This window comes from [Clostridium] hylemonae DSM 15053 (genome assembly GCF_008281175.1).
Classification (GTDB): domain Bacteria; phylum Bacillota; class Clostridia; order Lachnospirales; family Lachnospiraceae; genus Extibacter; species Extibacter hylemonae.
In genome coordinates this window covers 3727728-3740200 of the sequence record NZ_CP036524.1, presented here as the reverse complement: position 1 = coordinate 3740200, position 12473 = coordinate 3727728, and the positions used below count along the sequence as shown (strand labels likewise).

Annotated in this window: 9 protein-coding genes; 8 read left to right on the top strand and 1 reads right to left on the bottom strand. The window is 49.8% G+C overall.

Translation table 11 applies throughout. The annotated features are described in order from the left end of the window. Positions 1–4 precede the first annotated feature (4 nt). The 4 genes from LAJLEIBI_RS17545 (at position 5) to LAJLEIBI_RS17530 (ending at position 3791) form a co-directional block, all read left to right on the top strand. On the top strand, positions 5–916 hold the full coding sequence (locus tag LAJLEIBI_RS17545) for a PSP1 domain-containing protein (RefSeq protein ID WP_006443508.1): 912 nt from the start codon (positions 5–7) through the stop codon (positions 914–916). Then, positions 906–1643, top strand: coding sequence for a tRNA1(Val) (adenine(37)-N6)-methyltransferase (locus LAJLEIBI_RS17540; protein WP_006443507.1), 738 nt, complete (start codon positions 906–908; stop codon positions 1641–1643). The genes LAJLEIBI_RS17545 and LAJLEIBI_RS17540 overlap by 11 nt, the downstream gene beginning before the upstream one ends. A 35-nt stretch (positions 1644–1678) precedes the next feature. Then, complete coding sequence (gene rsmI / locus LAJLEIBI_RS17535; protein WP_040435602.1) at positions 1679–2515, top strand: 16S rRNA (cytidine(1402)-2'-O)-methyltransferase; 837 nt, start codon at positions 1679–1681, stop codon at positions 2513–2515. A 163-nt stretch (positions 2516–2678) separates the two neighbouring features. Continuing rightward, positions 2679–3791, top strand: coding sequence for an ABC transporter ATP-binding protein (locus LAJLEIBI_RS17530; protein WP_006443505.1), 1113 nt, complete (start codon positions 2679–2681; stop codon positions 3789–3791). A 46-nt stretch (positions 3792–3837) separates the two neighbouring features. Here LAJLEIBI_RS17530 and LAJLEIBI_RS17525 read toward each other — a convergent pair whose 3' ends face one another. Continuing rightward, positions 3838–5163, bottom strand: a complete 1326-nt coding sequence (locus LAJLEIBI_RS17525) for an MATE family efflux transporter (protein ID WP_006443504.1) — start codon at positions 5161–5163, stop codon at positions 3838–3840. Positions 5164–5546: 383 nt separating this feature from the next. On the opposite strand from LAJLEIBI_RS17525, the gene LAJLEIBI_RS17520 reads away from it, so the two are divergent. From LAJLEIBI_RS17520 to LAJLEIBI_RS17505, 4 genes are all read left to right on the top strand, one after another. Continuing rightward, positions 5547–6632, top strand: a complete 1086-nt coding sequence (locus LAJLEIBI_RS17520; protein ID WP_040435112.1) for a PucR family transcriptional regulator — start codon at positions 5547–5549, stop codon at positions 6630–6632. 12 nt (positions 6633–6644) lie between these two features. Next, positions 6645–8924, top strand: a complete 2280-nt coding sequence (locus LAJLEIBI_RS17515) for a hydratase (RefSeq protein WP_006443501.1) — start codon at positions 6645–6647, stop codon at positions 8922–8924. A 185-nt stretch (positions 8925–9109) separates the two neighbouring features. Then, the gene (locus LAJLEIBI_RS17510) at positions 9110–9592 is read left to right on the top strand and encodes an RNA polymerase sigma factor (RefSeq protein WP_006443500.1); all 483 of its coding nucleotides are present in this window, start codon (positions 9110–9112) and stop codon (positions 9590–9592) included. 27 nt (positions 9593–9619) lie between these two features. Next, a complete protein-coding gene (locus LAJLEIBI_RS17505; protein WP_006443499.1) occupies positions 9620–11533 on the top strand; it encodes a beta-propeller domain-containing protein in 1914 nt (637 codons plus the stop codon). Positions 11534–12473: the final 940 nt, after the last annotated feature.

Genomic DNA, 12473 nt, shown 5'->3' with positions numbered 1-12473 from the left:
CGATATGACAAAAGTGATAGGAGTAAGATTCCGGCCTGCTGGAAAGATATATTTCTTTGCGCCGGGAAAGTTTAATATTAAGACGGACGACAAGGTCATTGTGGAGACTGCAAGAGGCGTGGAATTCGGTTCTGTCGTCACCGGGCCGAAGGAAGTTGCGGATGAGAGGATCACCCAGCCGCTGAAGTCCGTTATCCGTATTGCCACAAAGGAAGATGTGGAGAAAGAGGCAAGAAACAGGGAGAAGGAGAAGGAAGCCTTTGAGATCTGCCTGGAGAAGATACGCAAACACGGCCTTGAGATGAAGCTGATCGACGCGGAGTATACATTTGACAATAACAAGGTGCTGTTTTACTTTACCGCGGACGGGCGCATCGACTTCCGCCAGCTTGTAAAGGATCTGGCGAGCGTATTCCGCACAAGGATCGAGCTCAGACAGATCGGCGTGCGGGATGAGACGAAGATACGGGGAGGGATCGGCATATGTGGAAGACCGCTCTGCTGCAATACGTATCTGACGGAGTTTGCGCCGGTGTCCATCAAGATGGCCAAGGAGCAGAATCTGTCTCTGAACCCGACCAAGATATCGGGCGTGTGCGGCAGGCTGATGTGCTGTCTGACAAACGAAGAAGAAACGTACGAGGAGCTGAACAGCCGGCTTCCTTCCGTGGGCGATCATGTGACTACGCCGGAGGGGCTGCACGGGGACGTACAGTCGGTGAATGTCCTGCGCCAGCAGGTAAAGGTGATCGTAACGCTGGAAAACGATGAAAAAGAAATCCGCGAATATAAGTCGGCCGAATTGAAATTTAAGCCAAAGCGCCGGAAAAAGGACGTAAGGCTGACGAAAGAAGAGCTTGCGGAACTGAAAGCGCTGGAAGAGAAGAATGGGGTGTCAAAGTTAGATGATAACTGATCTGAAGCCGGGCGAACGGCTGGATGACCTGCAGATAAAAGGATATGAGATAATCCAGAAGCCGGGCACGTTCTGCTTTGGAATGGATGCGGTGCTTCTCTCTTCATTTGCCTCTGTCAGGGAAGGGGAAGCCGCGCTGGATCTCGGAACGGGTACGGGCATTCTGCCGATCCTTCTTGAGGCCAAGAACGAAGGTTCGCGCTATGCCGGGCTGGAAATACAGGAAGAAAGCGCGGATATGGCGCGCCGGAGTATTCTCCACAACGGGCTTGAAGATAAGATCGACATTGTGACAGGCGATATCAGGGAGGCAGCCGGTTTATTCGGGGCGGCCTCTTTTCACGTCATTACGACGAATCCTCCGTACATGATCGGAGACCACGGACTGAAAAACGACAAGGAGGCATTATATATCGCGCGGCATGAAGCGCTCGTAAGCCTGGAGGACATCCTGCGTGAAAGTGCGAAGATACTCCGGCCGAAAGGCAGGTTCTACATGGTGCACCGCCCATTCCGCCTGCCGGAGATATTTGCCAAGATGTGCAGTTTTAAAATAGAACCAAAGCGCATGAGGCTTGTGTATCCGTATGTGGACAAGGAGCCCAACATGGTGCTGATCGAAGGGCTGAAGGACGGCAGGCCGAGGATGCAGGCGGAGCCGCCGCTCATTGTATATGAAAAGAGCGGGGAGTACACAGAAGAACTGCGCAGTCTGTATGGAGTCTAGCATTGCTGCGCCATAAAGAGGAAAAGGAGGGGCTTATGTCCGGTACATTGTATTTGTGCGCCACGCCGATCGGGAATCTGGAGGATATGACATTCAGAGCTGTGCGTGTGTTAAAAGAAGCAGATCTGATCGCGGCGGAAGATACGCGCAACAGTATCAAGCTTTTGAATCATTTTGAGATCAAGACGCCGATGACGAGCTATCATGAATATAACAAGATAGAAAAGGGACAGAAGCTTGTGGAGATGCTCCGCAGGGGCAGCGATATCGCGCTTATCACAGATGCGGGGACTCCGGGCATCTCTGATCCGGGGGAGGAACTGGTGAAAATGTGCTACGAGGCAGATGTCACCGTTACTTCTGTGCCAGGAGCCGCCGCATGTATTACGGCGCTTACGCTGTCGGGGCTGTCCACGAGAAGATTTGCCTTCGAGGCATTTCTTCCCTCTGACAAAAAAGAGCGCAGAGAGATACTGGAGGAACTGGCGGGAGAGACGAGGACGGTCGTTCTCTATGAGGCGCCGCACCGTCTTGTCAGGACGCTGAAGGAGCTGGCTCAGACGATGGGCGACCGCCGGGCCGCCATCTGCAGGGAGCTTACAAAAAAGCACGAGACAGCATTTGTCACTACGCTGGAGGAGGCGCTCGCATATTATGAGGCGACGGAACCGAAGGGAGAATGTGTCATCGTCGTGGAAGGAAAGAGCCGGCAGGCCGTCAGGGAAGAGGCCAGAGCCCGGTGGGAAGAGCTGAGTGTGGAGGCTCATATGGAGCAGTATCTTGCGTCCGGAATGTCCAAAAAAGACGCCATGAAGCAGGTTGCCAGAGACCGCGGGATCGGAAAGAGAGATGTGTACCAGGCGCTGTTATAGCACATTTTTCCATGTGTTACAGTTCTTGTTCAACTTGTATAGAAAAATTTAAAAAGATTGTTCAACTTGGGCATGGTTCAGGTTGAACTTTTTTTATATACTTTGTTACAGAACGAAAAAGGTATCGTATGATACGAGAGGTTGATTAGGAGGAAGTAAAAAAATGGCAAGTTTATCATTAAAGCACATTAACAAAGTATATCCAAACGGATTTGAAGCAGTTAAAGATTTTAATCTTGAGATCGACGACAAGGAGTTCATCATATTTGTCGGACCGTCCGGATGCGGTAAGTCTACAACGCTTCGTATGATCGCGGGTCTGGAGGAGATTTCTTCCGGTGAGCTCAAAATTGGGGATAAAGTGGTAAATGACGTAGAGCCGAAGGACAGAGATATCGCTATGGTATTCCAGAACTACGCGCTCTATCCGCACATGACTGTTTATGACAATATGGCATTTGGCCTTAAGCTGAGAAAGACGCCGAAGGATGAGATCGACAAGATGGTGCGTGAGGCGGCAAGGATCCTTGATCTGGAGCAGCTTCTGGACCGTAAGCCAAAGGCTCTGTCAGGCGGTCAGAGACAGCGTGTTGCCATGGGCCGCGCCATTGTCCGTGACCCGAAGGTATTCCTTATGGATGAGCCTCTTTCCAACCTGGACGCAAAGCTGCGCGGCCAGATGCGTATTGAGATCTCCAAGCTGCACCAGAGACTTGGAACGACGATCATCTATGTAACACACGACCAGACAGAGGCTATGACACTCGGTACAAGGATCGTAGTTATGAATGCAGGTATCGTACAGCAGGTAGATACGCCGCAGACATTATATGATTATCCATGCAACCTGTTCGTGGCAGGATTTATCGGTTCTCCTCAGATGAACTTTATCGACGCCGTGTGCAAGGTGAACGGCGACAAGGTAGTGCTCCAGGCAGGACCTTCCGCGATCGAGCTTCCGCCTGCAAAAGCGAAGAAGCTTATCGACGGCGGTTACGACGGAAAGACTGTAGTGCTCGGTATCCGTCCGGAGGACGTGCACGATGAGCAGATGTTTATCGAGTCTTCCCCGAACACAGTGATAGAAGCGACGATCCGTGTATATGAGATGCTCGGCGCAGAAGTATATCTGTACTTTGATTATGAGGGCTCCAATATGACGGCAAGGGTTGATCCGAGAACGACAGCAAGAACAGGAGATACCGTGAAGTTTGCTCTCGATGCAGAGAAGATCCACGTATTTGATAAAGAGACAGAACTTACGATCACAAACTAATTTTCTTAGAGCGCAGAATGCCGGCCCGAAAGGACCGGCATTCTTTTTACGTGCGCTGCTTTTTCCAATACCGACGGACAAAAATGACGGCGGCCGCGCATGTGAGCAGCTCTGTGGCAGGAAAGGAAAGCCATACTCCTGTCATGCCAAACAGCCGGGACATCAGGATCACGAGCGGGAGAAGAAGGACGAGGCCCCGCATCATCGCAAGCGTAAAAGAAAGTCTTGCCTGTTCCACGCAGCTGAAGAATATGGCGGAGATGATATTTACACCGACAAACAAAAATGCAGTGAAGTATAGGAGGATGCCCTGTCCGGCCATAGCGGCCAGGGCCGTGTCTTTGTTCTGGTTGAACAGGCTTATGACAGGATTCCGAAGGAGGGCCAGCAGGCCGTAGATCATGACCGAAAAGCCCAAGGCAAGCGTGACGGCGTATGTGTACACTCTGCGTATGCTGTCCTGGCGGCCGGCGCCGTGTGCTTCACTGAGCAGCGGCTGGCTCCCCTGCGCGGTGCCCGTATAGATGGAGGTGACGACAAGAGACAGATTTGCGATTATGCCGTAGGCTGCCACGCCCAGATTGCCTTTCAGTGACAGAATGATAAAGTTAAAGGTGATCATCACGATACCGGACGCCGCCTCCGCGATAAAGGACGACAGGCCGAGTGAGAGCAGTCCGGCGCTGCTTCTCACAATATGCGCCGGCCGTTCAAACTGGAGTCCGCTTCGGGATGAGAGCAGGTGGAGGGAGAGAACGGCGAGGCTTATGACCGGGGCGAGGCTGGTGGCGATCACAGCGCCGAAGATTCCCATACCGAGCGGGAAGATAAAGACATAATCCAGTATGATATTGGAGAAACTGCCGGCCAGCATCGCTGCCATGGACAAGTTCGGGCTCCCGTCGTTTCTGACAAAACAGAGCACAACGTTATTCAGCATAAAGGCCGGCGCAAACAGCAGGATGATTTTCAGATAGATACGTGTCATCTCGAATACCGATCCGCCGGCGCCTAAAAGTGAGGTAAGCGCACGGTCTCCAAGGACTGCGGCCAATACGAAAGCAGAGGACAGGACGAGCGCTGTGATGACCGCTGTGGTGAAGGTCCGGCGCGCCGCCGCATTGCTGCCGGCCGCTTTCTGGATGGAGTATCTGGTGGCGCCTCCCATACCGGCCATGAGCCCTGTGCCGTGGATGAAGCTGTAGACCGGAATCGCCAGGTTCAGCGCGGTCAGGCCGTCGGGTCCCAGTCCGCGGGCGATAAACAAAGTGTCGGCCAGGATGTAGCAGGACAGGCCGACCATCCCCGTGACGTTGAAGAGTACATATTTTAAGAATGTTGAAAACAGTGAAGTGTCTGCTGAGCGTTTCATTTTAACCTCCAATAAAGAATGTGCCTTGGCACATTCTCGCGCCGGGCGCGGTCGCCTGCGACATATTACATCTTCGCGCGCGTGCGCCTCCCCCGGAGGGTTTTTATAACATAAGGAACGAAGTTTCCTATGCTATAAAAAAGCGCCGGGTATCATACCTTCTAAGACCTGACGGCATGAATTCCAAACGCTTCTCATACTTTACCCGGTGGCAAAGTCATAATCCATATGCAAAAGACGGCAGTATGGCGACTGTAGATACTGCTGTCATCTGAGGGTATCATACAGGAATTAAAGTGTGGTGTCAATGGTAAAATGTTAGACACTGTCAGTTTCGTATGGTAAAATGATAAATGGACATATCGTCCGACAGGAGGATGCGAATGTTATCGAATCAGGTATTGCATAAGACCGTCCAGGATATCCGGAGGATAACGGAGCTGGAAGGCTCTGTCTGGGACTTGCGCGGGACATGCCTTGTGATGACGAACGAGAAGCAGACAGCGCTTTATAAGAAGGTGTCAGAATTCATTAAAAACGCCGAGGAGACGGAAGAGTATATCGAGGACGGCGCAGGGCTGTTTCTTGTCAGTGGTGAGGAATCGCCGGAATATGTGCTGGCGCTTTGCGGGGACCAGGCTGATATTGCCACGGCGGGACGCCTTGGGGCCAGCCAGCTTGAGAATCTGATCTCTGCATACAGGGAAAGAATGGACAAGAACCGTTTTATCCAGAATCTGATCCTGGACAATCTGCTGCTGGTAGATGTCTATAATCAGGCGAAGAAGATGAAGATACCGGCAGAGCTGCGAAGAGCTGTCTTTCTTATTGAACCGAAGCATGAAGGTGAGAATCTTGTACTCGAGACGTTAAAGGGGCTGTACGCCACCGGCAGCAGAGACTTTGTGACGGCCGTGGATGAGGGACATATTATTCTTGTGAAGGCGCTGGAGAAGACAGAAGATTACAAAGATATGAACCAGACTGCAAAGGTTATCGCGGATACACTGAATATGGAGGCCATGGTCAGTGTCCGTGTGGCATACGGTACGATAATCGAGGAACTGAAGGATGTATCGAAGTCTTATAAAGAAGCCGCTATGGCGCTGGAAGTCGGCCGTGTATTCTATGCGGAAAAAAATATACTGGCGTACAGTGAGCTTGGGATAGGGCGGCTCATACACCAGCTTCCGGCATCGCTGTGTGAAATGTTTTTAAAAGAAGTGTTTGAAGGCGGAGGGGCCGGTGAATTTGACGAGGAAGAGCTGGCTACTGTCTATACATTTTTTGACAACAACCTGAACATTTCGGAGACGGCAAGGCAGTTATATGTGCACAGAAACACACTTGTGTACAGGCTGGAAAAGATCCAGAAGAAAACCGGGCTTGACGTGAGAGTGTTCGACGACGCGCTCACATTTAAGATAGCTATGATGGTTGCAAACCATATGAAATATATAAAAGAGTAGGAGGAACATAAAATGGTGAAATTATACGATAAAGGTGTTTATCTGCTGAATGGCACAAAGATCGTGGAGGACGCGGCGGAAGCGGCGGCCGGAACAGGGCAGGCCGTGTCTCAGGAAGAGGCCGCGAAGAATACGATGGCATACAGCATTCTGGAAGCGCACAACACTTCCGGCAATATGGATCGTCTGCAGATCAAGTTTGACAAACTGACGTCCCATGACATTACGTTTGTGGGTATTATCCAGACGGCGAGGGCTTCGGGGCTTGAACGGTTTCCGATCCCTTATGTGCTGACGAACTGCCACAACTCGCTCTGTGCGGTGGGCGGAACGATCAATGAGGATGACCATATGTTCGGCCTGACATGTGCAAAGAAATACGGCGGTGTGTATGTACCTCCTCATCAGGCAGTCATTCATCAGTATGCCCGTGAGATGCTTGCGGGTGGCAGCAGGATGATACTTGGCTCGGACAGCCATACAAGATACGGCGCACTCGGCACGATGGCCATGGGTGAAGGCGGGCCGGAACTCGTGAAGCAGCTGCTCGGGAAGACATACGATATCAAGATGCCGGGCGTCGTGGGCATCTATCTGGACGGCGAGCCGGCCAGGGGCGTGGGTCCTCAGGATGTGGCGCTTGCCATCATCGGGGCTACATTTGCCAATGGATATGTCAATAATAAAGTGATGGAATTTGTCGGACCTGGAGTAGGAAAGCTGAGCGCAGATTTCCGTATCGGCATAGATGTCATGACGACAGAGACAACGTGCCTGTCCTCCATATGGAAGACAGACGACAAGATCAAAGAGTTCTATGAGATCCACGGCAGAGCTGAGGACTACAGGGAACTGAACCCCGGCGCGGTCACATATTATGACGGCATGGTATACGTGAACCTGAGTGAGATCAAACCGATGATCGCGATGCCGTTCCACCCGTCTAATGTATATACGATAGATGAGGTGAACGCTAACCTGAAGGACGTGCTTCACGATGTGGAACAGAAAGCGCTCGTGAGCCTGGACGGCGCGGTCGACTATTCTCTCCAGGACAAGATCGTGGACGGAAAGCTGTATGTGGAGCAGGGGATCATCGCAGGATGCGCCGGCGGCGGTTTTGAAAATATCTGCGCGGCGGCGGACATTATACGTGGAAAATATATCGGAGCGGATGAATTTACGTTCAGCGTATATCCGGCAAGTACACCGATCTACATGGAGCTTGTCAAAAACGGCGCGGTCGCGGATCTTATGCAGGCGGGTACGATCGTAAAGACAGCCTTCTGCGGTCCGTGCTTCGGCGCGGGGGATACGCCGGCCAACAACGCGTTCTCCATCCGCCATTCAACGAGAAACTTCCCGAACAGAGAAGGCTCTAAGCTGCAGAACGGGCAGATATCATCCGTGGCGCTTATGGACGCGCGCTCCATCGCGGCCACTGCGGCGAACAAAGGCTTCCTCACATCAGCGGCAGATATTGATGTAGAATATAAAGGACAGAAGTACCATTTTGACAAAGAAATATATGCGAACAGAGTATTTGACAGTAAGGGGGAGGCAGACCCGTCTGTCGAGATCAAGTTCGGACCGAATATCAAGGACTGGCCTGAGATGCCCGCGCTGCCGGAGCACCTTGTACTAAAAGTAGTGTCGGAGATCCACGATCCGGTCACGACGACGGATGAGCTTATCCCGTCCGGCGAGACATCCTCTTACCGCTCCAATCCGCTCGGACTTGCAGAATTTGCGCTGTCCAGGAAGGATCCGGCTTATGTGGGCCGGGCGAAAGAAGTGCAGAAGGCGCAGAAAGCGATCGAAGCAGGCAAGTGCCCGCTCGAAGTGCTGGATGAGTTAAAGCCGGTGATGGGTGAAGTGCGCAAGATGTTCCCGGATGCAGGGGAAGGAAATATCGGTGTCGGAAGCACGATCTTCGCCGTGAAGCCGGGAGACGGTTCCGCGAGAGAACAGGCGGCGTCCTGCCAGAAAGTTCTGGGCGGATGGGCAAATATCGCCAATGAATATGCCACGAAGAGATACCGCTCCAATCTGATCAACTGGGGAATGCTCCCGTTCATCACAACGGAAGACCATCAGAACCTGAGCTTTAAGAACGGAGATTATATCTTTGTGCCGGACATCAAAAAGGCGATCGAAGATAAGACGGCGGAAATCAAAGCATATGTAGTCGGCAGCGGACTGAAAGAGATCACACTGAGCGTCGGTGATATGACGGATGCTGAGCGCGAGATCATCCTGAAAGGATGCCTTATAAATTACTACAAAGGATAAAAGGGGACACCCTGAATTTAATTGGGGACGGAGGTTTTTTAATTTTCCTCCGTCCCCAATTAATTGTCCCCATTTTATCCCAATAATTTTCCACAGTCGATGCAACAGTTTGGGCATTTTTTAACTCTTATTTATATCACACGTATTTGGAAAAGTTATTGTCATATCTCACGGGAGGGCAGGATATGAAATGTGATGCAAGCATGTTTGCGCAATTATATGAGACGGTCTACCAGGATCTGTACCGGTTTGCCCTGTGCCTGATGAAAAATGGGCATGATGCGGAAGACGCGGTCAGCGAGGCGGTAGTATCTGCCTATGAAAATATTGGAAAGCTCCGGAAGGCGGAGGCGTTCAAGAGCTGGATCTTTACGATCCTGGCCAATGTCTGCAGGAAAAGGCTGCGTAAGGAAGCGGAAAAGCAGAAGAACCAGCAGCCCTTTGATACATATTGGGAGGAGGCGCAGGAGCAGCCGGATTATGGTCTGGCCCTGGATGTGCGGCAGGCGTTTTTTGTGCTGGAAGAGGAAGAGCAGCTCGTGATAGGCCTGTCGGTATTCGGCGGGTATAACAGCGGTGAGATCGGCGCCATGCTGAAGCTGAACGCCAGCACGGTGCGATCCAAAAGGAAACGGGCGCTGGAAAAGATGGAGTGTGTGCTTAGATAACGTGATAAGAGTGAAAGGGGCATCGATATGGATAAAAGGGAACAGGATATTCTGACACAGTTAGATGAGAAGACGAAGAACATCGAGGTGTCGGACAGCTTACGTCCTGATGCGGTGAAAAAGACACTGGAAGAAAACAGCCGGAAAGCCGGAAAATGGCGTCTGAGCCGGGCTGCCTGCCTGGCGGCCGCCTGTCTTGTTCTGGCGGCCGGGGTATCCGCGGCTGTACTGCGGTACGGCGGAGGCGGAGACCGTGTACAGACAGGGAAAACATCTCCGGCGGCCAGCGGCGGGAAGATAGCTTCGGCCAAGGATTATGACCAGGTCTATTCTTATATAGAAAACTATAATAAGCAGATGGATCGTGAAGAAGCTGAGTTCAAAATAGAGGAGAGCAGCGAGATATCATCGGAAGATGCCTCCTTCCAGTCTGCCCGCAATGCCGGCGCAGAAGCAGACAAGGCAGACGCAGGCACAAGGGAGGCCGAATACTCGTCCACAAATGTACGGCAGGAAGGCGTGGATGAGGCGGATACGGCCAAGACGGACGGCAAATACCTCTATGTACTGAAAGACAGCCGCCAGGAAGTGGCCATAGTGGAAGCAAAAGAAGGCAGTCTTAAAGAGTATGGAAATATACAGGCAGAAGAAGGGACGAGAATAGAGGAATTCTATCTCAACCCGGAGAAAAAGAAGCTGGTCATGGTCTGCAGCAGCACAGGGGATAGCGGAGACAGTCTGCTGCGGGATATGAATTACAATGGGGCGGCAGAAGCCGTAACGTATGATGTGTCAAATCCGTCCAAACCCGTTGAGACCGGCAGAATAAAGCAGAGCGGAACTTACAGTTCATCCAGAATGTCAGGAGACTATGTATATCTGTTCAGCACATACTATGCCGGGGCCGGCATTGCCCGGGATGATGAGAAGTCCTTTGTACCTCTTGTGAACGGCAGGCCGCTGGCAAGCGACGCGATATATCTTCCGCAGACAGATATGGCCAATATGTATGAGGTCGTCACGTCGCTTGACATAGAGGACCCGGACACGATCACGGACAGCAAAGCAATCTTTTCCAAAGGCGGAGAGATATATGTGAGCAATGAGAACATCTATTATTATGAAAATGAGTGGGAGGGATCCGGCAGAACAAATACAACGGTACGCAGAATTGCATATAAGGACGGAAGGCTAAAGGCAGAGGCGCAGGGCACATTCGACGGTTATCTGAATGACTCCTTCTCCATAGATGAGTACAAAGGATACCTGAGAGTGGCGGTAACGGCGGGAGATACCAACGCGGTCTACATTCTGGACGACAAGCTGAAGATCACTGGTTCCATAGAAGGCCTGGCGAAAGACGAACGCATATATTCTGCAAGATTTATGGGAGATACAGGGTACTTTGTGACATTCCGGGAGACAGACCCTCTGTATTCTGTAGATCTGTCCGATCCTGAAAAGCCGGAGATAAAAGGGGCGCTGAAAATACCCGGTTTCTCAGATTATCTGCACTTTTACGGAGAAAACCTGCTCATAGGGATCGGCATGGACGTGGATGAGAAGACCTCCGTCACCGGAGGTGTGAAGCTTACGATGTTTGACATATCCGATATGACGGATGTGAAAGAGAAAGACACGTATGTGCTGGATAATGTATACGGTACGGATGTATCTTACGATCACAGGGCGGCATTGATCGACGCCGGGAAAAATATGATCGGTTTTCCGGGATACGAGGCAGGGGGGCAGAAATATTTTCTGTTCAGCTACGACAGCCGGGAGGGATTTAAATGTCTCTTGGATGAAGAGATAAACGGCAGCGGGATGATGGCCGCACGGGGGATCTATATAGGAGATGTTCTGTATATTGTCCAGGGCAATGTGGTAGAGTCATACAGCCTGGGGGATTACAGTAAAATTGATGATATCATCCTTTAGCGCGGTTTTGTACAGACCTGTCAGAATGTTTAAAAAGACAGAATATTTAGTTAAATATATACAATTATAAATTAATAAAATAAAAAGTTAAAAATAGTATTGACAAATAAAAAGACCGATGATATTATATAGTCAATCCAAAGGAAATCCAAAAAAGAATCTTGACGAGAAAGAGGTTCCTGAAAAATGGAGACACATATTATGAACGATATATGCCAGCCATTTTTCAAAGGATTATAAAAAATTATATTTCATATGTAGGTGAGATATAAATTTGGAAATAAAAGTGAAGGAGGCTTAATCCATTGGACAATGTAATATCAGAATCTAAAGCTCAATATGTTAGTGGTATGGCAAATATCAATTCCCGTAGAATAAGCCTTAACAATAGAGAATAAACCGGTAGATAAAATAATGAAAAGAGAAATCGGAGAAGAAGAATAAACCGGATTGGCAAGATTCATATTTGCAGACATATTGAAAGAATATACCACAGATAGTTCAAAGAGATTAGACGATGTGTGAAGAAACATCAGCTAATATATCTGAATTTATATAGTGGGAGCTATATAAGCAGTGGTTATAGAAGAAATAACTTAATACGGCTGTAGACAAAATGATAAGGGTAGTGGCTATGGTCGGAACGGCTATAGGTATAATAACCGGGTTGACTGACTTATATAGAGAAAAAAGAGGGATATAAATAATGATATGAAGATTATAATTTTATAGTCTGAAGCTTTGAGTTATAATTTGAATATGAAAAGGAGACAGGCTTAGGGAATAGAATCAAGAATGATCCTCCGATAAAGAAGAATAAATATGATAAAACTTAATATAAAACAGCCATCATAATTGGAAAAAATATGGTGGCTGTTTTTTTACACTTTTATATAAATGCCATAAAATCATGAGATTATGGTAACAATTTCCACTTCTT